Source organism: Bradyrhizobium sp. 197, assembly GCF_023073375.1.
Taxonomy (GTDB): Bacteria; Pseudomonadota; Alphaproteobacteria; order Rhizobiales; family Xanthobacteraceae; genus Bradyrhizobium.
Window position 1 is genome coordinate 52,637 of the sequence record NZ_JADPJJ010000055.1, and the last position, 22,648, is coordinate 75,284.

The window sequence follows — 22,648 nt, forward strand, 5'->3', positions numbered from 1 at the left end:
CGTCCGGCCCACGCTCAATCCGGGAGTATGCGGACTTCGGGCAACGGCATAACGAGTTTCGACTTCAACCCTCTTGCCCGCAATTGTTCCGCAATCGGTTGACCATAGTGCCAGGCGAGCAGCACCACGTGGTCCGGCTGTTCGCGGATCAGGCGCTCGTTATCGACGATCGGAATCTGCTTTCCTGGCAAATGCAGGCCGAGCTTGAGCGAGGTGGGTTGCTCGCAGATATAAGGCATCAGCATGCGATCGATGCCGACATAGTTCAGCAGCGTGCTACAACGGCCAGGGCACGAATTGCCGACGAAGCTCAGGCCCTTCTTGTTGCAGTCGAGGGCGAGTTCGAGGAGGTCGCGCTTGACCTTTTCGGCGCGTGCACGGAAAGCCGCGTAGCATTCCGGGTTCGAGAGACCGAAATCATCCTCGGCCTTCAGGAGTTGAGCGACTGCGGGCTTGACCGGACGCCCCCTGCCCTTCGCCACGTACACGCGGATATTGCCGCCATAACGGCTGACGCGCTGCGCGTCGACACAGGTGAAGTCGAAGAACTCGAACAGCTTGACAATCGACTTCAGCGAATAGGTGCGAAGGTGCTCGTGGTAGATCGTGTCGAACTGGCCGCCCTCGATGACGTCGAGCAGATAATGGTTTTCGAGGATGAAGACGCCGTCAGGCGCCAGCAGCCGCTCCAGGCCGCGAATGAAGCCACCGAGCTGCGCCACATGCGCAAAGACGTTGGTGGCGGTCGCGACCTTCGCGTGGCCGTGATTCTCTACGATCTTGCGGGCAGTTTCCTCGTCGAAGAAGGCCTGCAGCGTGTCGATGCCCTGCTCCTGCGCGATCCGCCCGATGTTGGTCGGCTCGATGCCGAGAACGCGCATGCCGCGCCGCTTGAACCCTGAGAGCAGCGTTCCGTCGTTGGACCCGATGTCGACAACGAGTTCGTCCGGCTTGAGCCCGATATCTGCGACCGCATCCTGCACGAACGCGTCCTGGTAGACCGCGAGCTCCTTGGTGATGCCGGAGCGGTACGGATATTCAGGATGGAATACGACTTCCGGCGGAACGACGTAATCGATCTGTGACAGCGAGCAATCGCGGCACCACACCTGACGAAGCGGATAGCTCGTTTCGGGACCGTCGAGCTGCGCTTTCGACGGCAGCGAATCGCACAGCGGTTGATGGCCAAGGTCGATGACAAGCTCGAGCCGCTCGGAGCCGCAGACCTGACAGCGCGTCAGCTTCCCGGTTGGGATGTCATGATGTGAGGCGTTGGGCATTCGGAACCTTAATTGCAACAACGAGATACTGCATATTTCCGGGAGGCGATCCTCCCGAGCGACGGCGCGACATCAATCGAGCCGGGCGACCCTTACTGGAAAGCCCCCCATTAATCAAGCATATGCCCTTTGGAATACTACGTAATTCGCCCGCGAGAGGCCCGGGCGGCTTTGCGCGATGCGCCGCATCTGGTACTAGCATTTTTCAGCCGACATCAACCTCGACCAATACCGGTACACACGGACAGGACATCAAACGAAATGCGCGGAAAGTCTGCTGACACAGAACGCAAGCTCATTTCCGTTTTGATTCCCGTCTTCAATGAGGAAGGCAACATACGCAGGGCCTATGACGCGGTTCGCGATGTCTTCGAACAAATGAACGATCGCTATACGTTCGAGATCATCTTCACGGACAACCACAGCACCGACAATTCGAGTGCTATTGTCTCCGAACTGGCGGCGGCCGATCCGCGCGTTCGCGCGGTGCGATTTGCTCGAAACTTTGGATTCCAGAGGTCCGTGCTCACGGCCTATCGTCTGGCCTCCGGAGATGCCGCCATCCAGATCGACTGCGACCTCCAGGATCCACCGACAGTGTTCCCCAGATTTCTCGATCTGTGGGAGCAGGGTCATGACGTGGTCGTGGGCATCAGGCGCTTTCGGCAGGAAAGCAAGCTGTTGCAGTGGGCGCGACGGGTCTATTACCGGCTGCTCAAGCGGCTGTCCGACGATAATTTGATGCTCGACAGCGGCGATTTCAGGCTGATCGACCGCAGCGTGCTGGACCAGCTTCATCTGATCAACGACGTCGCGCCTTATACGCGCGGTCTGACCTCGCTGCTCGCGACCAAGCAGATCGGCGTAGCCTACGATCGACAGGCGCGCCAAGCCGGGGTTAGCAAGTTTCCGCTCGGAAAGCTGATAGCGCTGGCGGTAGACGGATTGATCACGCACTCGATCTTCCCGCTTCGCCTCGCCGCCTTCATTGGGCTGGGAATCTCGGTACTGACCTGCCTCGCGAGCTTTTTCTACATCTTCTCGCGGCTATTCTTCGGCATCAACTGGCCGGCGGGCTTTGCCACGACAACAGTGCTGCTGCTGTTCGGGATCAGTCTCAACGCCATCTTTCTTGGCATCATCGGCGAGTATGTGGGACGCATCTACAATCAGGTACGCTCACGACCGACGACGGTCATCGAGTTCAGCATCAATATGCCGGATGTGTCCCTGGAACGCCTGGCACTACAGGCGCCGGCGGCGGCGGGCGTCCGAAGAATACCGGTCGATATCCCCCGCCGAACCGGCACGGAGCAGGCGTCATGACGGAATTCGATCGATATCGCGACGGCTACAGCGCGCAAATCGACAGCGCGATCGCCTTTAGCGGCCAGCCTCAGGATTTTTTCACGCGCGCGAAGGCGCGCTACCTGCTGGATGCGTTCTCCAAGCTCCGCTCCCAGAACCACAATTCATTGCGACCCCTCGATGTTCTCGATATCGGCTGCGGCCAAGGCTTGATTCATCCACACCTGCGGCCCGCGCAATCCGGCATCAAGCTGACCGGGATCGACGTCGCCGGTACCGTGATCGAAGAAGCCAAAGCCAGCAATCCGGACGTCCATTACGATGTCTATGAAGGCACGCGGCTTCCCTACAATGATCGCAGCTTCGACATCGCCTATGCGATCGCTGTCATGCATCACGTTCCGCCCGATGATTGGGAGCCCTTCCTCGTCGAAGCGGCTCGCGTGGTCCGGCCGGGAGGCCTCGTCATCATCATCGAGCACAATCCGCTCAATCCGCTCACGCAGAAGATCGTCAGGAGCTGCCCGTTCGACGAGAACGCCGTGTTGCTCCGCTCCGGTCGGCTCGCCAAGCTGTTTCGTGCCGCCGGCATGCTCGATCCGAAACAGCAATTCATTATCTTCACACCGTTCGATACTCCATTCTTTCACAAGGTGGAGACGATCCTCGGCTGGCTGCCGCTCGGAGCGCAGTACTGCATGTCCGCCCATGTGCCCTCCTGAGGCGCATCACTCAAGCCTCGCGCGGAAGCAGCCCGCGTCGCCCAAAGTCGCGGCAAAGTGCGCCGTCCGTTACCCTCTCAACTTGCCCGCCTGAGGCTTCCGGGACGATTTCATGACATCAGACATGCATGAGCATCGCTACGAGGCGGTGCGGCAACGATCGGGCGCCTGGCTCGACGACGTGGCACCACTGCTGTCGAGCGCAGCTCTGACGTTGCTTGGCCTTCTGTTCGAAATCGCGCTTGCCAAGCAGTTGGGCATTGAACCCCGACTACGAACCATGCTGGTCTTCATCTCGGGCATTTCGGTTCTGCCGATTTGTACCGTGACGTTGCAGTATTGGCTCGACCGTCGTTTAGCCACGGCGGGTCGTCTGCTGGAAGCCGCGAACGTGTGGTGCTCAGTCGCCGCGCTGGTGAGCCTTGCCCTTGTCGCCCTCGCGGCCTGGGCCAGCAAGGGAGGCGTGGAATTCTGGCGCAAAGCCGCGCTGCACGTCGCCGAGGTCTCGGCTGTCGGGTATGTCGTGCTGATCGCGTCGCTGCGCTCCGCGTGCCGAAGAGAAGGATTCCTTGATCGGGCTCGCGCGGTCATTACGCGATGGAGTTCAAGGTCGACGCAAACGATTGCGCTCGTGTTCGCCTTTGCAGCCGCTCTGATCGTCCTCTTCAGGATCGAGCCGGGAAATCGCCATTTCAACCCGATCTTCAGCTTGTTCTTTCCGAGCCTGCCCGGAGGATTTCCGGATCGGTCGAGCCTATTGCTTGCGACATTGTGCGCAGGCCTCCTGGTGGCAGTCGGCGGATGCCTGCTGATGCTCGAACGACGCCTTGCTGCGACCCATCCCGCCCGACTTCGGTCGGCTCAGCGGGCCGCCCTCGCCGTCGCGCTCGTCGCCAGCACCGTCCTGAGCTTCGACTTCTCGCTCGCAGGCGACCCGTTTCACTACATGACTGTCGTTGGTCCCGCCTTGCACCTCCTGCACGGCGGCATGCTGATGGTCGACACTTTCTCGCAGTACGGACCGGGCCCGGTCCTCGTCACCTATTTTGCGTTCCGGCTCGGACCACCGTCCTTTGCAGTGGCCAATATCGCCATCCAGCTCTGCAACCTGATCTTCTACGGCCTCTTCATCGTCGCGCTGTGGCAATCCAGCCGGACCCGGATGAGCGCGGTCTGGTTCGGACTGGTGTTCATCCTGTTTTGGCTGTCCGGGTGGGACAACGGCCAAGGCAACGTCAATTCCGTGCCTTCGGTGCTGGGAGCGCGTTATCTTGCCATCCTGCTCATGGCCGTCGGACTCGGCGCACGAAACGGCGTCAGGCATTCCCCACTCGTCTTCCTTGCTGGCTTTCTCTCGGGCCTCTGGAGCATCGAGGCCTTCATCGGCGCGTTTGCGCTTTATGCCGGCTCGCTCACGCTGCGCAATTTCCGCGACCGGAGCTACGCCAGGCTGGCGAAGGACCTCGTCATCGCAGCCCTTTCCATGATTTCAGGACCTGCCGCGCTGTCGATGGGCACGCTGCTGGCGGCGGGCAGTTGGCCAGCCTTCGATATCTATCTCAGCTTTCTGTCGAGCTATAATCCCCTTGCGCAGTTCTGGTCCGTACCATTCGATGCGGCCTTCTGGGGCTGGATTCCGATCCTGGCCGCGGTCACGATCGCGGTCGCCGGCTGTTGGCTGCTGGTGATCGACAACAAACACAGCTCGTTGCAGGCCACGAGCGACACCTGGCTGCGCCACGCGCTGCCTGCGGCAATACTCACGGCGATTACGGGCGCCTATTTCGCCGGCCGGTCGGTCGATTTCACCGCCATCATCGCGCTTTTGCCGTTCGCACTCCTGTTCTTACCCGCCACACTCTGGCTGGCCGGGCTTGCGCTTGGTGGGGATCGCGTAGCGGCCATATTGACCGCATTGGCAGCTGTCCTGGTGTTCTGGGCCTCAATCTTCTCCTGCCTCTATGTGTTTCGGGCCGATTCACCCTATGCGCTGCTCCTGCATGAATGCAGGGATCACCACCGTTGTACTCCGGCTGCGTTGGGGCAGTCGTTGTCCGAGACGGTGAACAGCGAGACCGCGCTTCGTTCCAGAAATAACTTCTGGTCCCTGGACGACTACGATCGCGTGATCGTCGCGGAAGCAAAGAGCCTGATCGAGCGATTCTCCGAGAATTCGACGAAGGTCACCGTGATGCTCGGGGAGAGCTCCGACAGTCGGCAGATGCTCAGCGACATCGCGCTGATGTACGCGAACAAGTGGCACACCTTGCCGCGATCCTTCACATTTTCCGATGAGCTCGTTCCGGCACTCCTCACACGCATCCTGGCGCATGAGGTGACGCTCGGGACCGGTGATGTGGTCGTGGTTCGGCGCGACGATGCAACCCTGGGGCCGCTCGAACGGACGATCCTGGACCGGATCCGAAACAGTGGCCGTCTCTGCGAGTTGGGCGGATCGACGCGGGAGGTTGTGGTCTACCGGTTCCAGAGGGCGGGCGCCCCCCAATCTCCCGATGCTTGCAGCGACCGGGACGTGAAGACGGCTGGTGATCTCGCTGACCGGTCGAGCGGGTCAGTGGCAGAGCTTACCTCACTGATTGAAGGACTTCGAGCGGCGCGCAACGCTCTCCCCGACGGCCCGCTGGACCTTCCCGCCTTGGAACGCGCGGGCGCGGCAGCTCCTCCGACCCTGGTCAGCGGCCGGCGCCTGGTTTCTTTCTCAGGACCAATGTTCCTGATGAAATCCGGATCTCAGCTGACGATCGATCTCTTTGCTTTCCCCAGAGCGCTGTGTCAGCAGCTTTTGCAGCCCATCAGCGGTCTCGCGGGGGTGGTGCGAATAGCTGTCACCGCGACTATTGCTGACGAACGGAGCGTCCCGCTTTCGCAGGCTCAAGCCCAGCCGTTGTGTGCCCAGAACACCAGACAATTGCGGATTATCGTGGACCTCCGGGATCACTCGTGATCCGTGCAGGAACGGTGAGAGCCATCCTTGCATCGCTGCATTGCCTAACGTATTACCGAGCTCATCTGCCCCTTCAAGGCCGGGGAACGGGCCTTTTCCGGACCCAAAAATCGTGCTTGAGCGGACCCTCGTTACTATCGCTGAGACCGAGACAATTGAGGAGGCCTTTCGCCGCCTCAACGCCAACATGCTCGGTATCCTGTTTGCGCAGGATATTAGCGGGCGGATCGTCGGCTCGGTGACCGACGGCGACATCCGCAGGCGAATGCTGACGGGCATCACGATCCACGACCGGGTCGCAACTTGCGTCAACCGCAGCTTCGTCTGGGCGCAGGCTGGTGGACCGCGCGAGCAGATCCTCAAGCTGCTCGACCAGCGCGTGCACGTGGTGCCGATCCTCGATGGCGAAGGACGGCTGGTCGACGTATTCAGCCGCGAGTTGTTCAACCTCTCGGAAGAGAGCGAGGTGTTTGCGCGCGCCCGCTCGCCGGTGCGTATCAGCTTCTCCGGCGGCGGCACCGATCTGACCCATTATTTCATGGCGAATGACGGCGGCGCGGTCATCAACGCCACGATCAAGATGTACGCTCACGCGACGCTGCGGCGACGGAACGATCCCAGCATCCGTATCTACTCGCACGATTTCCGCTGCACGATCGAGGCCGACGATCTCGCAGGACTTGGCTCAGGCGGCGATCTCGCGCTGATCAAATCGGTCGTGCGCCTGATCAAGCCGACTTACGGATTCGAGCTCGATGTGTCCGCCGACTTCCCGGTTGGTTCCGGCCTAGGCGGCTCGGCGGTCGTCTCGTCCGCCATCATCGGCTGCTTCAACGAATTCCGCGGCGACCAATGGGACCGCCACGAGATCGCCGAGATGGCGTTCCAGGCTGAGCGGCTGATGCTTAACATTCCCGGCGGCTGGCAGGATCAGTACGCCACCGTGTTCGGCGGCTTCAATCACATGGAGTTCTTCTCCGATCAGAACACCATCGTGCCGCTTCGTCTCGACCCCAACATCATCGCCGAGCTCGAGGAGAGCCTGGTGCTTTGCTACACTGGTTCGGGTCATGACTCCGGCGCGATCCATCGCGATCAGAAGGCCCAGCACGAGACCACCGATGCGGCGGCGGCCGCCGCCAAGCAGAAGGAAGTGACGCGCGAGATCCGCAGGCACCTCCTGCGCGGCCGGCTGCTGCAATGCGGACGCCTCATCGATGAAGCCTGGCACGCCAAGCGCAAGCTCAGTTCGAAGATCTCATCGAGCGAGCTCGACGCCATTTACGATTTCGCCAAGTCGCACGGCGCCGTCGGCGGAAAGCTGCTCGGCGCCGGTGGCGGCGGCTATTTCATGTTCTTCGTACGCCCGTTCGAGCGCTACCCGCTGATCTCGGCGCTGGAACAGCGAGGGCATGGCTGCTCGCGCATCATGTTCGAGGAGAATGGTCTTCGAACCTGGAAGTCGCGTTTCAATAATTGACCTGAGGCCGATGATGCTGAGCAGCGATGGAGGTTCGTTGGTAACCACGGGTGCCGAAGATCACGCCGGATCCATTTCCCGTGACGTCTGTCCGCTCTGCGGTTCGAAAGCACGATCTCGATTTCGCGCCGTCGAACGCGGTGGATCGACCTATCACCTCGAACAATGCTCCGATTGTGGCTTCGTGTACACCTCGACCGCACGTTTCGATACGGCGGATCACGGGGATCTGGCAAAACTCTATTGGCGTTTCCGCAGCCGTCATCATCAGATCAGACGGTTGATCCAACTGCACCTGAAGCCGGGAGCCCAGATTGTCGAAATCGGCTGCGGGCGGGGAGAACTCGGCTACCTCATGAAGGATGACCCTTACAGATATACCGGCTACGAGCCCGCCAGCGGCCTGTCCCGTTTTGGCCAGCAGCACGGCGTGAATATCATCCATGATTTCTTCAAGCCTGAGAGGGCGCCTCCCGCCGACGCCATCGTCATCGACAACGTCCTCGAACATGTGCTCGATCCCCAGCAACTGCTTGCGGACGCGGTCAAGACACTGAACGGCGGAGGTATTGCCATTGTGATTGTCCCCAATCGCAATGATCTGCGGCAGATGGTGCCGAGTTGGCGCGATGCACGACACTGGATTCCGCCCGACCACATCAATTATTTCTCCATGAGCGACGTCAGGAAGATGTTCGCCTATTGTGGCTTGCAGGCCACGCCGTTCGGATTTCACGCGTTGACCGCGCGCGACTATCGATATTTCCCGCGCGCGGTGCTTGAAACCGCAAAAATCTCGCTGCTCGGACATAATGTCTACGCTGTGAAACCCGAACCATCGGAAACAGGAGCCATGCTGGCGCGATGAATAGTGCCGTGATTCGGAATCCGACGACCGCAAAGATTGGAAACCGCTCTGTTGGAGACGGTGCGCCCTGCTACGTCATCGCCGAGATCGGCAACAACCACAACGGCGACTTCGATCGCGCCATTGCGCTGGTCGATGCTGCGGTCGCGGCCGGCGCGGATTGCGCCAAATTCCAGATGCGCAAGCTCGACGAGGTCTATCGCGCTTCGAGCCTGTCCGGGAAGGACGACGACCTAGCCGTCGAATACACGCTCGATCTCCTGCGCCGCTTCGAGCTCCCGACCGCGCAGCAAAAGAAGATCGCCGAGTACTGCGCGACAAAGGGTATCGAGTATCTCTGCACACCTTGGGACGCAAAGAGCGTCGCCGTGCTCGAAGGGTTCGGCGTGCAGGCCTACAAGGTTGCCTCCGCCGACCTCACCAATCTGCCGCTGCTCGCGTGCCTTGCCGCCACCGGCAAGACGCTGATCGTCTCGACCGGCATGAGCACGACGGACGAAATCAAGACCGCGGCGAAATTCCTCGACGACCGCGATGCGAGCTACGTGCTGCTGCACTGCCAGAGCACCTATCCGGCCGCGCTCCACAACATCCATCTGCGTTTCATGGAAACTCTGCGCGAGATCCATCCGGTCGTCGGCTATTCGGGCCACGAGCGCGGCGTTGCCGTTTCGACGGCGGCGGCGGCGCTCGGTGCCGTCGTCATCGAACGCCACATCACGCTCGACCGCGAGATGGAAGGTCCGGACCATGCCGCGAGCCTGGAGCCAGAGGAATTCAAGACGCTGGTCTCGGGCATCCGCGAGGTGGAAGCGGCGCGCGGTGAGAAACTGGCCGAGCGCGCGCTGAGCCAGGGCGAGCTCATCAACCGCGAAAACCTCGCCAAGAGCCTGGTGGCTGCGCGCGAGCTTCCGGCCGGCATCGTGCTCTCCGACAGCGACATCGCCGTGAGGAGCCCGGGACAGGGCCTGTCGCCGCTGAAGATGCCGGCGCTGCTCGGCCGCAAGCTCACGCGGGCGATGGCGACCGACGATTATTTCTTCCAGAGCGATCTCGACGAAGGCACCGCAAAAGCACGGCGCTACCGCTTCGACCGGCCTTGGGGCGTGCCGGTGCGCTATCACGACACCAAGCGCTTCCTGGAGATCTGCGAGCCTGATATCATCGAGTTCCATCTCAGCTACAGCGACATGGAGCGCGATCCCGCGGCGTATCTCTCCGGCACCTACGATCTCGGCTTCGTCGTACATGCGCCGGAGTTGTTTGCTGGCTCCAAGCTGATGGATCTCGCAACCCCCGACGAGGCGCTGCGGCGCTATTCGCTGGAGCAGACCCAGGCCGTGATCGACATCACCCGCGGCCTGAAGAAATTCTTCCCCAAGACGAAGCGCCCGTCCATTGTCGCCAACATCGGCGGCTTTACCATGGACGAGCCATTGCCGCCGGAGGAGAAGGCCGAGCGTTACCGCATCTTTGCCCGGAGCCTGAAGGAGCTCGACATGGACGGCGTCGAGCTGACGCCGCAGACCATGGCGCCGTTCCCCTGGCATTTTGGCGGCCAGCGCCACCAGAACATCTTTATCTTCCCGGAGGAATCCGCCGCGTTCTGCGCCAAGCATGATCTGCGCATGTGCGTCGACATCTCCCACACCAAGCTTGCCGCCAACCATTTCGGCTTCGACTTCGCACAAGGCCTGGCGCAGCTCGGGCCGCACACCGCGCATCTGCATTTCGGTGACGCCAAGGGGCTCGACGGCGAAGGGCTCCAGGTCGGCGAAGGCGAGATCGATTTCGACGAGATCGGGCGGGTGCTGCGCAAGCATGCACCGACCGCGTCGTTCATCCCTGAAATCTGGCAGGGCCACAAGAACATGGGCGAAGGCTTCTGGATCGCGCTCGAGCGTCTCGAGGGGCATATCTGATGGCGCGCAAGACGCTGGCCGTGATCGCCGCGCGTGGCGGCTCCAAGGGCATTCCGCACAAGAACCTGCTCGATCTCTGCGGCAAGCCGCTGATCGCGTGGACGGTCGAGCAGGCCCGCGCGGCGCGCGGCGTCGACGTGGTGGCGGTGTCTTCCGACAGCGACAATATCCTCGCTGCGGCCGAAGCCGCCGGCGCCGTCGGCGTGCGGCGCCCCGAAGACATTTCGGGTGACCTCGCCTCCTCCGAATCCGCCTGGCTGCACGCGCTCGATGCGACCGACGAGCGGATGGGACGGTTCGAGCGGGTCGTCGCGCTCCAGGCGACATCGCCGATCCGCGAGTCCAGCGACATCGAGAACGCGCTTGCGACCTTCGACCGCGACCATCTCGACAGCCTGCTCTCGGTCTGCGAGGTCGAGGATTATTTCAACTGGCGTATCGGCCAAGAGGGGCCGGAGCCGATCAACTACGATTATCGTAACCGCCGCATGCGGCAGCAGATCGAGAAGCGCTATTTGGAGAACGGCTCGTTCTACGTCTTGGTACCCTCGCTCCTGCGCGAGCAGAGCAATCGTCTCGGCGGCAAGATCGGCTTTCACGTGATGGAGCGTCACAAGATGTTCCAGATCGATCGTCCCGAGGACGTCAAGCTTTGCGCCGCCATCATGCGTAGTTACGGTTATGCCTGACCTCAGCGCCTTTTCTCTCGCCGGCAAGATCGCGGTCGTCACCGGCGCTTCGCGTGGCATTGGCGCTGCGATTGCGGCCGGCCTGCAAGATGCTGGTGCCACGGTGTTCGGCCTCAGCCGTTCCGGGACCGCGCCACGGGGCGTGAGCGCGATGGCCTGCGATCTCGCGGATGATACGAAGATCACGCAGGCATTCGACGACATCGCAAAACAGCACGGACGGCTCGACGTGCTCGTCAACGCCGCCGGCATCAGCCTGCCGCCATCGAACGCCGAAACCGAGCTTGCACGCTTCCGCACGACGCTCGGGACTGACCTCACCGGCGTCTATGCGACCATCCTCGCCGCTTATCCGCTGTTGAAGACGGCCGGCGGCTCGATCATCAACGTCACCAGCATCAATTCGGTGCGCGGCTTTCCCGGCAATCCCGGCTACGTGGCGGCGAAGGCCGGCCTTGCCGGGCTGACGCGCGCACTCGCCGCCGACTATGCCGCCGACGGCATCCGCGTCAACGCGCTCGCGCCGGGCTATGTCGCGACCGAGATGACCGCGAAGAGTTTTGCCGATCCCGCCATGCACGAAGACCGCCGCCGCCACACCATGCTCGGCCGCTGGGGCCAGCCCGCCGACATGGTGGGAGCCGCTGTTTTCCTGGCGTCGGACGCCTCCGCCTATATGACCGGCCAGGAGCTCTTCATCGACGGCGGCTGGACCACCAAGGGCCTCGCCATCAGCTCGGACAAACAACCGTGACCGTAACGCTCGAACGCATCGGCTTCATGCAAGGCAGGCTGTCGGCTCTCGTCGACGGCAAGATCCAGGCGTTCCCCTGGAATGAATGGCGCGAGGAATTTCCCCGTGCGAAGGAGCTCGGCCTGACGCGGATGGAATGGACCATCGATCAGGAACGGCTGCGCGAGAACCCGCTCACGACCGAGCCCGGGCAACAAGACATTCTGGCGCTGTCGCGCGAGAACGGCGTACGGATCCCGAGCCTGACCGGCGACTGCTTCATGCAGGCGCCGTTCTGGAAGGTCGATGCCGTCGTCCGCGACGCGCTCGTCGCCGACCTCGATCTCCTGATCACCGCCTGTAGCCGCATCGGCATCGAATTCGTCGTGATCCCGCTGGTCGACAACGGCAAGATCGAGCGCGAAAGCGAGAGCGATACGCTGAAGCGCGTGCTGCTCGCTCGCTCCGAGCAACTTGCAAGACGGAACGTCAAGATCGTCTTCGAATCCGATCTGCTGCCGCGCGAGCTCGCCCGGTTCATGGAGACGTATCCAGCCGACGTCTTCGGCATCAACTACGACAGCGGTAACAGCGCTTCGCTTGGTTATGACAGCGACGAGGAGATCGGTGCCTACGCGCCGCGTATCCTCAATGTGCACGTAAAGGACCGCATTCGCGGCGGCACTACCGTGCCGCTCGGCACCGGCAACGCAGATCTTGCCAAGACGATCCGGCTGATCGAGCGATCCGGCTACAAGGGCCAATATATCCTGCAAACCGCGCGCGCCGCCGACGGCGACCACGCCGGCGCACTGGCGAAATACCGCGATATGACGGTTCGCTGGATCGAGGACGCGGCACGATGAAGCTCGAGCTGACCGATCGCGTCGCTCTCGTCACCGGCGCCAGCCGCGGGATCGGGCTTGCGATCGCGATGACGCTCGCGGCAGAAGGCGCCAAGGTCGCGCTGGCGGCGCGCGGCGCCGATGCGCTGAACGCCGCGCGTGCCGCAGTCGGCGGACGGAACTCGATTCACGTGGCCGACGTCACCGATCCCACCAACGCCGCAGCCCTCATTCAGGACGTCGAAAAGCAGTGGGGCCGGCTCGACATCCTCGTCTGCAATGTCGGCAGCGGCGCATCCGTGCCCCCGGGAAAGGAAACCGCGGCGGAGTGGTCGCGGGTGATCGACCTCAATCTCTTCGCCACGACCAACATGATCGAGGCCGCCCGGCCGCTGATGGCGCGCGGCAGCGGCGATCGCGCTATCGTTTGCATCTCCTCGATCGCAGGCATGGCCGCACTCGGCGCGCCCGTCGCTTACTACGCCGCCAAAGCGGCGCTGAATGCGACCGTGCGCGGTCTGGCGCGCCCACTGGCGCTGGAGGGCATCCGCATCAATGCGGTCGCGCCCGGAAACATTTTGAGCGCGGACGGCACCTGGGCGCGGAAGATCGCCGAAAACAAACAAGCAGTCGACGACATGCTCCAGCGCGAAGTGGCGCTACGCCGGCTCGGCACTCCCGAGGAGATCGCCGACGTCGTCGCCTTCCTTGCTTCGACCCGCGCCGCCTTTATCACCGGCAGCGTCCTGGTGGCCGACGGCGGCCAGCTCAGAAGCTGAACAGGAGCCTTCGATGGCAAATCCCTTCTCCCGCTACGACCTGACCGGACGGACCGCCCTCGTGACCGGCGCCGGCGGCCTGTTGGGCAAACAGCATGTTGCAGCGCTCAGCGAAGCCGGCGCGCGCGTGGTCGTCACCGACGTCGGCTTGACGCAGGCCGAAACCGCCGTCGCCGCGCTGAAGCAGGTCGCGGCTTCAGCCGATCTGATCGTCCTTGCGATCGACGTCACTTCGCTCGAGTCGGTGCGCGCCGCGAACGAGCAGCTTGCAGGCCGCGGAGTTACCATCGACATCCTCGTCAACAACGCCGCCATCGATCCGAAGGTGACGTCGAACCCGGGCGTCATGCACTCCTCGCGCTTCGAGGCGTTCCCGGTGCCGCAATGGCAGACCGAGATCGCCGTCGGCCTGACCGGCGCGATGCTGTGCGCGCAGGTGTTCGGCAACGAAATGGCCAAACGCGGCCGCGGCGTGATCCTCAACGTCGCCTCCGATCTCGGCGTGATCGCGCCGGACCAGCGGCTGTATCGGCAGCCGCATGTGGCGCGCGAAGAGGAACAGCCGGTGAAGCCGGTGACCTATTCCGTGATCAAACACGGCCTCATCGGATTGACGAAATATCTCGCGACCTACTGGGCCGACCGCGGCGTTCGCGTCAATGCGATCTCGCCGGGGGGCGTCTTCAACAACCAGGATCCGGCGTTCGTCGAACGGCTGACGCGCCTGATTCCCATGGGGCGTATGGCCGAGGTCGACGAATACCGCTCCGCCGTGCAGTTCCTCTGCTCGGACGCATCGAGCTACATGACCGGTCAGAACCTGGTCATAGACGGCGGCAGGAGTGTGTGGTGATGGGTCCGGAACTCTTGTCCAAAGTGTCTTTGAGCTTTCTCTAGATGTTCATTCTGAGCAGAACAAAGAACGACACCTCGGTAGCGCTCGACGCCTTGCGAGCGGTCGCGGCACAAATGGTCTGTGTCGGACACGGTATCTCGTTCTTTGCGTCAGATTGGAGGCCGGCAAATCTGGCGTTTATGCAGAACGTCGGCGTGCTTCTGTTCTTTCTCATTTCTGGCTTTTTGATCACGCACACCCTGATCCAGAAATCGAACGACCCAAACTATGGATTTCTCCAGTTCGGCGTTGACCGGTTCGCTCGGATCTATGCCGGGCTCATCCCAGCGCTTGTATTCGTCGCGATCGTCGACGGCGTAACGATATACCTGACGAATGATCCAGCTATTCAGCGCTACTACACCTGGAAAACCATGATAGCCAACCTCTTCATGCTCGAAGGCTATCGCGGAATATTTCCAGGTTATCTTCAATGGTCCGCAGTGGGATCGGCAAGCCCGCTTTGGACCCTGGCTATCGAATGGCATATCTACATTTTCGTCGGATCGCTTTTTTTCATGGCAGCGCGACCCAAGTCATTCCCCTTCCTGATTCCGGTAGCGCTGTTTTTTGGACAGACCCCCGTACATTTCCTTTTCGGCGCGTTTCAACCCGATGGAGTTGGCCGCAGCCTGTTTGCGCTTTGGCTCGGTGGAGCGCTCGTCTACTTTCTCGACCGGTCGCCCGTCGCGAAGTTCGTGCCGGCAGCGACGATTGCACTGGTCGGAGTTGCTGCGTTCACCGCGACCACCCTTCCGGGCGCTGAGTACAACCTCATATCCTATGGGTTGCTCGCTGCCGTCTTCTTTGGGCTGGTTGCGATGAGTCAATCAGTTCATCTGATCACCTCGCCGGCCATCCTCAAAACGATTGCCTTTGTCGCCGATTATTCCTTCTCTCTGTACCTGGTTCATCACACGATCATGTACGCGATCTGGACGATATTTCCTGCGAGAGGACCAGGCATCTTCGCTATCGCCGTCATCGTCTCAAATCTGGTTGCTATTGGACTGGCCGAGATTGGGGAGAAGCACCATCGCATTGTCGCCAGCTTTCTCCATCGCAAGTTACCGTCCAGGTCGAAGCCAACCAATATAGCTGCCAACCAGGGCTAGCGGCTCGGTTGCTCAAGCGCTGCCCCCATGGTAGTTCCGAAAATGGGCGGCGCAGGCCGAAGCCTGCCGAAACAAACGCAGCGTAGCGGCAAGTTCTTGAATAGACAGACGACAGGAAATATTGCTTGCACACCGCTCTGAGAGACCGGCGCGTCAAGGTGGAGAGTTGTTTGTCCTCAGGATCGAAGCAGAATCTACACCTCAAATTCTACTCGTTACTGGTGTTTGCGACCGTTGCTGCCTTCGGGCCCGTTGTCCTGATCAATCAACCGTTGTGGGACGACTGGGTGCTCAGGGCATATTCCGATGCCGGCACGCTCTGGGAGCTTTACAGGCAGGTGGGCGCGCGCGAACTGTTCTGGCTGGTAAAGCCGTTCGCCTCGACCGCACCCAGCGTCTGCGTCGCGACCGAGCTGCTGCTCTACGCCCTGCTCGGTCCGCTGATCTATACCATCATTCGGAAGACCACTCTCTGGTCGCCGAGTGACGCGTTCTGGGCGGCACTGTTGACAGTTCTCGTGCCCCTCAACCAGGCGCGATTCGTCCTTTCGACGCTGCCTTATGCATTTTCGTCCTTCTTTTTCGCGCTTTCAATCGTGCTCCTGCTGCGCGATCTGGAGAAACCCTCGATCATCGGGCGCCTTTCGATCGCGATATGCCTGCTTGTCGCTTTCACGACCAATTCGTTTCTGGTCCTTGCCTGGCTGATGCCCCTGGTTGTTGCAGTCGACGCCTCGCGGAGCGAAGCGTCGCCTACCAACTCCGACAAGGCTCGGGAAGCGTTACGAGCGATCTTGAGACGAGGCGAATTGTTGCTGCTGCCGGCCGTCTACTGGCTGGCAAAGAAAGTATTCGAGCCCACCTACGGGCTCTATGCCGACTACAACAAATTTCAAATGGGACTTGCGTCGGCGCTTAAGCAGACCGTGGTCGTGCTGGTCAGCCAGTTCAAGGACGCCCGAACGCTCCTCCCGCACTCGTCAGACGTTCCGGAGTTGTCGGTCGCCGCCGCAATCGTCATTGCCATCTTCCTGCTCGCTGCCCTGAGTTGGAAGTTGCCGCTTGACGCAACGGACGAGCCCCCTCGCGGAGCAGCCCGCCCCACCGACGCGTTCGCGATGGCAATCGGTCTGGCGCTCGCGGTCTGTTCACTGCTTCCATACGTGCTGGTCGGCAAGCCACCTCGATTTTACGGTCTCTGGGAGACGCGACATCAGACGACGTTGATGCTGTTCAGCGGTTTCGTGATTTACTCCGCGCTGCGATTGAGCGTACCGCGGCGCGCCCTGCCGGCGGCGTCTGCGGTGTTGGCGGCATTTTTTCTGGTCCTCAACATTTCGGTGACGCATCGGCTTGTTCTCGATGCGCTCGAAACGCGCGAGATTTCCAGCCTGCTGGAAGCGCAGCCGCCAGCGCCCGGCACGATGATGCTGGTCATGGAGGAGGACCGGAACTATCGCGCTCTTGGTCGATTTTTCGCTTTTTATGAGCTTTCCTACGTCCTGAATCCGGACGGCGAACACCGCGTGTTGGCTGTGTCAAACCAAGAAATTCTCGATCCATCGACCGGCACCTACGTGACCGGCAGAATTCCGGCCGTAGAGTCCAAATTGATCGATTTGTGCGAGAAATATCGGTCCGCGCCGCAATACGGCTTTGGCGGTTTCGTTTCAAACGGCAATATCGAGACCGTTAGGCTACTGTCCAACCGCGAGCCTCCGCGATTGTTCGAGGTCATCGGCGAAAGCATCCGCTCCGCCGTGAATGCCAGGCCGGCCAGCACGTCGCCCATGGTCCGCATCGAGCGCAAGGCGTCCGCCATGGAGGGCGCGTGCCGATCTCCGTGCTGTGCTGGAGACTAGTGCGTGACAAGCTTCTGCATGACTTTGCCTCGCAATTGCACGCGTGCGCGGTGAGATAGCCATGCGAGTTGTCGACAGCACCTGGCCGTATGCTATCATCTGAAAGCAAAGACGGCCGAGGGAAACCGGTGGAACGCAGGTTGGAAGGATTGCAGGCCGCGCGTGCGATTGCGGCCCTGAGCGTCGCTTATTTTCATTCATACATCGCCTTGCGCGGTTTTCCCGAAACTGCCCAGCTACCCATCGCCCCCCTGAAAAATTGGGGGTATCTCGGTGTTAATTTCTTCTTTGCGATCAGTGGATACGTGATCTGCCTGGTGGCCGCGAAACCGACATTCGAGCCCATAGTCTTCGCAATCAAACGGCTGTTCAGACTCTACCCAATGTACTGGATCGCGATGACGATCATCGCCGTGATGATAGGCCTCGGCAGATATGCTCCTCAGTCGTTCGATCATTTCTTCTATTCGATGACGTTGCTGCCGCAGCAGGGAGCTCCAGCCTATGATGTCAGCTGGACGCTTGAGCGGGAGATGGTCTTCTATGTCCTCGCCGCGATCGTGGTGCCAATTTTGGGAGTACGCGGCCTTGCAATCGTCCTGATAATACTCGCGACCGGCGGCTGGTATTTCGGGAATCCATGGACATTCCATTTGCTATCCACGACCCAGGCGGATTTTCTTGCCGGAGTTCTGGTGTTCCTGTTTCGCGAGCGCACGAAGCTGCTCGGCGGCATCACTCCAATCATTGCGGGCTGCGCCATGCTCTGGTTCAGCCGAGCGCATGATTTTCCCTTTGCGGTCCCGATCAGCATGGCCTTTCTGCTGTTGGGGATGACCCAGCTCCGGCTATCCTGGGAGCGACCACCGTTCCGATGGATCGTGGCAACGGGTGACGCGTCCTACTCGATCTACCTGCTGCACTACATCGTGTTCTACTGGTCAGCCTTCACCTCGGTCCGATTGCCGTGGACATTGCCAGATTGGCTCTGCGAGCCATGGCGATGTTCGGCGCTAATTCTGTGCTGCCTGGTCTCCCGGCTCACGTGGCGCGGGATCGAGCTGCCCGCGATCGGATTCAGCGAAAAGATGGCACGGCGCTTGCGCAAGGTTCCATTCCCGAACAGCCAGAATTCGCTGATAGCCAAACCGTAAACCGTGACGGCAGCGAGGACGACCTCGACGCTGTCTCGGATTGCGAGAAAGGCCGAGCGCGAGGCGGTTATGGGCCCCGCTTGACCAACCGTGACATTCACGCAACGAATTGATGGCTCCCCATCATCGAAACGGTTGGTCGGAAACTGCTGGCCTCGCTAAGCTGCAATGGGCCGGTCTGCCGGGATTGCCTCAGAGCCTGACCACGGCTAGAGATTCGGGCGGGTGGGGCAACCAGTTCGGCGAGAACAGCGTGGATCAGAACGATACGGAGTTGGCACCAGATGCGCGGAGTGTCTTGAAGTTCATTGCAACGCGCGTCTGGGGCTTCAAATGGTTGATCGGAAGCGCAGCGCTTGTCGTTGCCGCACTGGTTTTTGCCTTCTACAGACCGTCCACCACGGAGCTCTGGACCGGCAAGTCAAAATTGACGATCGGAATGGCTCCGCCCCTGCCTTTCGTCTTGCAGAGGTCCGGGCCGCCGTTGGTCCCGCTTGAACCTCCACGGGAGCTGATTGGGCGGATGTCAGCTCAGGACTTCAAGAACAAGGTCGCCAGTCGTGCGGCCTTCGATCCCAAAACGGCAAGCTTGTCCAAGGACATGGTGATCTCGAGCTTGCGCGGCATCGTTCTGGACGATCGCGACGTCGCCGTTGAACTTTCGGCGGGGTCGCCTGGAGACATTCACGCCGCATTTGCGGCCCTTGCCGCCGAGATCAGCGAGGTGCATGGCGAGCTTCTCAAGCGGTACCTGCAGCCTCTGCGGGCGCAAATTGACGACGCTAACGCACGGGTTGCGCTCATCGAGAAGGCGAGCGAAAATCTGAACGAACGCCTGCTGACTGCCGAATCCAGCGACAAGAATCGTTCGGGGCCTGCCATTGGCGCGCCGAGCATCACTCCGACGCTCCCGGCCTGGAACCAATTGAAAGATCGTATTCAAGTCGATGAGAATCTGTCAGGGTTGACGGAACCTACGGTTGTGTGGTCTGCGCCCCCCATGTTGTCGATTGCCTCCCGCTCGGTCGGAACCTTGAGGCAGTCCCTCACGGCCGGTTTTCTTATGCTCGTCGCGATAGGCCTTCTTACGTTGGCCATAAGCCCGAAAGCAAAATCTTGAGCGTGCGGGTATTTCATCGGTCCCACGAACAAACGCTCGATGCCGGTAACTCCTGAACAGATCGCGGTTGCTTTGTCGGCAGGCATCTTCTGCTTCTTGGTGCTTTTCCTGGCAGCTTACCGGCCCGTCATTTTTCTGGGATTCTTCTTCATCCTGTTCACGCTCGTCTGGCGCACCGCGTCGATGGCTTTTATCGATCTGACCGGGCCCGTATGGTCGTCCCAGACCCTTCGCTACATCGGGCCCGGCCTTGCGACCCCGTTGTACGTGCTGGCCTATTGCGCGACCCTCGTCCCCTTTCTGATCGTGCTGCGGCCAAGCGCGATCAGGACCTGGCCGGACGGGATCGATCGCCGACAAGCCCCGCAGGGGATGCTGACGCTCTCGAGCTTGACCGTCGTCCTGTCGATGCTGTTTCTCGCCTATCTGTTTCTCGACATGTTGCGCCACGGCTCAATTCCCCTGTTCGCGCATATCGAGCGATATACCTACACGGCGGAACGTGCAGGCGCTGCTCACCGCTGGCTGGCCACTTACGGCAATTTCCTCGCATTCTGGTGGGGACTTATGTTTGCGGCGGAGCGGTTGCGAAATGACAGGCTCGATCTCCGCTATTTGGGGCTGCTTGCGACGTTGCTTGGGTACATGTTTCTCGCCGGGAATCGGTTCTCCGCCTTCTATAGCTTGTCGAGCTTTTTCGTCATTCCGTTGTCGGCTGTCTTCGTACAGCAGGCGGTCGGACGATCCGGCGCGCCTTTTCACTGGGTCGTACGGATGTTTGGCAGGCGGGAAATTGCAACATTTGGCGCCGGCGCGTTGCTCGTTGTCCTGCTCGCCGCAGGCGCCATCTTCATCAATCTGGTCAGCGTGCGCGGGTACGAAGGCGAGCAAGTCCTCTCGCAATTCTGGGAACGCGTGCTGGTCCAGCCTAGTGAATTGGGCTGGATTTCCTACGAGCGCGTGTTCCTTCACAATCAATGGCAGCCCGACCCCGTCTATGATTTCCTGTTTCAGAGCCCGCTCGATCCAAACAGGAACACGTCGCCGCAATATCTGATGCTGCAAACCATCGGCGAGCCCCGCACCTCCGAGCACTTGCGCGCTGGCGTTCAGCTTGCCGGAGGATTCCCGGAAATCTTCTTTGAGTTGTTCGGGCCGATCTACGCCTGGCCGTTTCTTCTGGGCTCCGGCTGCATTGCCGCCCTGCTGACCGCGCTGATCGTGAAAGGCACGATCCAGGGGCGCTACGCGTCGGCGTTTCTCGCTCTCTACGTGTTGTTCGGTTTCGACGTGATGTATATCGGCGGCATGCTCAATTTCGTCATCGCGCAGAGCTACTGGATCAAGATCGCGGCTCTTGCGATTGCGCTTCTCCTGGAAAGGAGCCTGGCTGGTTCCGGACTACCTCTCCTGCCGTGGAGTATCGCTCCGATTCCTCGACCCTGCTGGCTTGTTGCCGCCTCCAGATCAATCCGATTGAGATTCCAACCCCAGGCAAGGCAATAGTTGTCTGAAATGACCGCAGCCCATTACGGATATCTCGCGCCGGAGAAAGCGATTGTGTATCACGGGCGCGCGACATGTTGAGACAGGCCGTCATCCTCGTCGGCGGTCTGGGTACACGGCTCGGCGATCGCACCAAGCTGGTTCCGAAGCCGATGTTAGAGGTCGGCGGGCGGCCGTTCCTCGACACGCTGATCGACGAGCTGGTACGCTATGGCGTATTCGATGAAATTCTCCTGCTTGCGGGCCACAAGGCGGAGATCGTCGAGACGCACTACGCTGCGGCTGCCAGGGGCCAGGCGCGAATCGTCGTGTCTCGCGAGACCGAGCCGCTCGGCACCGGCGGCGCGCTCGTGCATGCGCGCGACCTGCTGCACCAACGGTTCCTGCTGCTCAACGGCGACTCACTGTTCGACTTCAACCTGCTCGATCTGATCGCGCGCGCGCAGGGCGGGCGCGTTCACATGGCGCTGCGCGACGGCGTCGTCGGAGATCGCTATGGGCGTGTCGTGCTTGACGGTGACGTGGTGCGTGACTTCATCGCCCCGGGTGCGGGCGCCACGGGGCCGGTCAATGCCGGAATCTACGTCGTGGACAGGTCCGTTCTCGCCGACATCTCGACGCTTCCCGCCTCGCTCGAGCAGGACGTGTTCCCCGGCCTCGTCAAGTCCGGCGCGCTGCGCGGCACGGCCTATCGCGGCTACTTCATCGACATCGGCATTCCCGATGATTTCGCCCGCGCCGATCGCGAATTGAGGGAGAAGCTGCGGCGACCGGCCGTATTCTTCGACCGCGACGGCGTTCTCAACCACGATGCAGGATACACTTTCGAGGCGCACAAGCTTGAATGGATCGAGGGCGCGCGCCAGGCCGTGAAGGCCGTCAACGACGCCGGCTATTTCGCCTTCGTCATCACCAATCAATCCGGCGTCGCGCGCGGCTACTACGAAGAGCATCACATCGTTGCCCTGCACCGCTGGATGTCGGACCAGATGGCTCTGGTCGGCGCACATATCGACGCGTTCGAATATTGCCCCGATCACCCCGACGGCACCGTGACGCACTATTGCCGCACGAGCAACCGGCGCAAGCCGGCACCCGGCATGATCACCGATCTCGCGCAGCGTTTCCCAATCGACATGACGCGCAGCATGGTAATCGGGGACAAGGACACCGACATGGAGGCGGCGCAGGCCGCGGGCCTTGCGGGCCATCTGTTCGAGGGCGGAAATCTGGAGACGTTCGTGAAGCAACGCCTGGTCCCCACTGGGAACGCCTAGACCGGCGTCCAAAAGTGCTGCATCCCCGGGCATTTGGCGGATATCGAACGCTGCTCTGTTGCACACGACGGCCAGTGTGCTATAGCGCCATCTTGTTGCGAACACTGGCTTAATCGCCCTTTGGGGTC

General features: G+C 61.1%; 18 protein-coding genes. 17 read left to right on the plus strand and 1 reads right to left on the minus strand.

Going from position 1 to position 22,648, the window contains the following annotated elements; all coding sequences use genetic code 11:
- Positions 1 to 14 precede the first annotated feature (14 nt).
- Positions 15 to 1,280, minus strand: a complete 1,266-nt coding sequence (locus IVB27_RS11645) for a class I SAM-dependent methyltransferase (RefSeq protein ID WP_247443660.1) — start codon at positions 1,278 to 1,280, stop codon at positions 15 to 17.
- A 129-nt stretch (positions 1,281 to 1,409) separates the two neighbouring features.
- Here IVB27_RS11645 and IVB27_RS11650 point away from each other — a divergent pair, with 129 nt between their 5' ends.
- The 17 genes from IVB27_RS11650 to IVB27_RS11730 all read left to right on the plus strand — a co-directional run bounded on the left by IVB27_RS11650 (position 1,410) and on the right by IVB27_RS11730 (position 22,520).
- Positions 1,410 to 2,606 (plus strand): glycosyltransferase family 2 protein, encoded by a 1,197-nt coding sequence (locus tag IVB27_RS11650; protein ID WP_247443661.1) that lies wholly within the window; start codon positions 1,410 to 1,412, stop codon positions 2,604 to 2,606.
- Positions 2,603 to 3,310, plus strand: a complete 708-nt coding sequence (locus IVB27_RS11655; RefSeq protein WP_247443662.1) for a class I SAM-dependent methyltransferase — start codon at positions 2,603 to 2,605, stop codon at positions 3,308 to 3,310. The genes IVB27_RS11650 and IVB27_RS11655 overlap by 4 nt, the downstream gene beginning before the upstream one ends.
- Before the next feature lie 112 nt (positions 3,311 to 3,422).
- Entirely contained in the window at positions 3,423 to 6,275 is a 2,853-nt protein-coding gene (locus tag IVB27_RS11660; RefSeq protein WP_247443664.1) for a hypothetical protein, read from the plus strand.
- A gap of 112 nt (positions 6,276 to 6,387) precedes the next feature.
- Complete coding sequence (locus IVB27_RS11665; protein ID WP_247443665.1) at positions 6,388 to 7,755, plus strand: GHMP family kinase ATP-binding protein; 1,368 nt, start codon at positions 6,388 to 6,390, stop codon at positions 7,753 to 7,755.
- A 13-nt stretch (positions 7,756 to 7,768) separates the two neighbouring features.
- Complete coding sequence (locus tag IVB27_RS11670; protein ID WP_247443667.1) at positions 7,769 to 8,623, plus strand: class I SAM-dependent methyltransferase; 855 nt, start codon at positions 7,769 to 7,771, stop codon at positions 8,621 to 8,623.
- Positions 8,624 to 8,631: 8 nt separating this feature from the next.
- The gene (locus tag IVB27_RS11675; RefSeq protein WP_247443669.1) at positions 8,632 to 10,545 is read left to right on the plus strand and encodes an N-acetylneuraminate synthase family protein; all 1,914 of its coding nucleotides are present in this window, start codon (positions 8,632 to 8,634) and stop codon (positions 10,543 to 10,545) included.
- Positions 10,545 to 11,234, plus strand: coding sequence for an acylneuraminate cytidylyltransferase family protein (locus tag IVB27_RS11680; protein WP_247443671.1), 690 nt, complete (start codon positions 10,545 to 10,547; stop codon positions 11,232 to 11,234). Before IVB27_RS11675 ends, IVB27_RS11680 begins: the two co-directional genes overlap by 1 nt.
- On the plus strand, positions 11,227 to 11,988 hold the full coding sequence (locus IVB27_RS11685) for an SDR family oxidoreductase (protein ID WP_247443673.1): 762 nt from the start codon (positions 11,227 to 11,229) through the stop codon (positions 11,986 to 11,988). Before IVB27_RS11680 ends, IVB27_RS11685 begins: the two co-directional genes overlap by 8 nt.
- Complete coding sequence (locus IVB27_RS11690; RefSeq protein WP_247443675.1) at positions 11,985 to 12,833, plus strand: sugar phosphate isomerase/epimerase family protein; 849 nt, start codon at positions 11,985 to 11,987, stop codon at positions 12,831 to 12,833. Before IVB27_RS11685 ends, IVB27_RS11690 begins: the two co-directional genes overlap by 4 nt.
- Positions 12,830 to 13,591 (plus strand): SDR family NAD(P)-dependent oxidoreductase, encoded by a 762-nt coding sequence (locus tag IVB27_RS11695; protein WP_247443677.1) that lies wholly within the window; start codon positions 12,830 to 12,832, stop codon positions 13,589 to 13,591. Before IVB27_RS11690 ends, IVB27_RS11695 begins: the two co-directional genes overlap by 4 nt.
- A gap of 13 nt (positions 13,592 to 13,604) precedes the next feature.
- A complete protein-coding gene (locus IVB27_RS11700) occupies positions 13,605 to 14,444 on the plus strand; it encodes an SDR family oxidoreductase (RefSeq protein WP_247443679.1) in 840 nt (279 codons plus the stop codon).
- Between the two features lie 44 nt (positions 14,445 to 14,488).
- On the plus strand, positions 14,489 to 15,601 hold the full coding sequence (locus IVB27_RS11705; protein WP_247443681.1) for an acyltransferase family protein: 1,113 nt from the start codon (positions 14,489 to 14,491) through the stop codon (positions 15,599 to 15,601).
- A 170-nt stretch (positions 15,602 to 15,771) separates the two neighbouring features.
- Complete coding sequence (locus IVB27_RS11710; RefSeq protein ID WP_247443682.1) at positions 15,772 to 17,463, plus strand: hypothetical protein; 1,692 nt, start codon at positions 15,772 to 15,774, stop codon at positions 17,461 to 17,463.
- Positions 17,464 to 17,603: 140 nt separating this feature from the next.
- Positions 17,604 to 18,617 carry an acyltransferase family protein gene (locus IVB27_RS11715; protein WP_247443684.1) on the plus strand — a complete coding sequence of 338 codons (1,014 nt, stop codon included), beginning with the start codon at positions 17,604 to 17,606 and terminating at the stop codon, positions 18,615 to 18,617.
- A 253-nt stretch (positions 18,618 to 18,870) separates the two neighbouring features.
- Complete coding sequence (locus IVB27_RS11720; RefSeq protein WP_247443686.1) at positions 18,871 to 19,737, plus strand: hypothetical protein; 867 nt, start codon at positions 18,871 to 18,873, stop codon at positions 19,735 to 19,737.
- Between the two features lie 39 nt (positions 19,738 to 19,776).
- Positions 19,777 to 21,243 carry a DUF6418 domain-containing protein gene (locus tag IVB27_RS11725; protein ID WP_247443688.1) on the plus strand — a complete coding sequence of 489 codons (1,467 nt, stop codon included), beginning with the start codon at positions 19,777 to 19,779 and terminating at the stop codon, positions 21,241 to 21,243.
- A 74-nt stretch (positions 21,244 to 21,317) separates the two neighbouring features.
- A complete protein-coding gene (locus tag IVB27_RS11730) occupies positions 21,318 to 22,520 on the plus strand; it encodes an HAD-IIIA family hydrolase (protein ID WP_247443690.1) in 1,203 nt (400 codons plus the stop codon).
- Positions 22,521 to 22,648 lie beyond the last annotated feature (128 nt).

Coding starts and splice junctions, on each gene's coding strand:
- IVB27_RS11670 (WP_247443667.1), top strand. CDS start 7,769: ATGCTGAGCAGCGATGGAGGTTCGTTGGTAACCACGGGTGCCGAAGAT.
- IVB27_RS11660 (WP_247443664.1), top strand. CDS start 3,423: ATGACATCAGACATGCATGAGCATCGCTACGAGGCGGTGCGGCAACGA.
- IVB27_RS11680 (WP_247443671.1), top strand. CDS start 10,545: ATGGCGCGCAAGACGCTGGCCGTGATCGCCGCGCGTGGCGGCTCCAAG.
- IVB27_RS11725 (WP_247443688.1), top strand. CDS start 19,777: ATGCCGGTAACTCCTGAACAGATCGCGGTTGCTTTGTCGGCAGGCATC.
- IVB27_RS11695 (WP_247443677.1), top strand. CDS start 12,830: ATGAAGCTCGAGCTGACCGATCGCGTCGCTCTCGTCACCGGCGCCAGC.
- IVB27_RS11705 (WP_247443681.1), top strand. CDS start 14,489: ATGTTCATTCTGAGCAGAACAAAGAACGACACCTCGGTAGCGCTCGAC.
- IVB27_RS11700 (WP_247443679.1), top strand. CDS start 13,605: ATGGCAAATCCCTTCTCCCGCTACGACCTGACCGGACGGACCGCCCTC.
- IVB27_RS11685 (WP_247443673.1), top strand. CDS start 11,227: ATGCCTGACCTCAGCGCCTTTTCTCTCGCCGGCAAGATCGCGGTCGTC.
- IVB27_RS11655 (WP_247443662.1), top strand. CDS start 2,603: ATGACGGAATTCGATCGATATCGCGACGGCTACAGCGCGCAAATCGAC.
- IVB27_RS11645 (WP_247443660.1), bottom strand. CDS start 1,280: ATGCCCAACGCCTCACATCATGACATCCCAACCGGGAAGCTGACGCGC.
- IVB27_RS11730 (WP_247443690.1), top strand. CDS start 21,318: ATGTTGAGACAGGCCGTCATCCTCGTCGGCGGTCTGGGTACACGGCTC.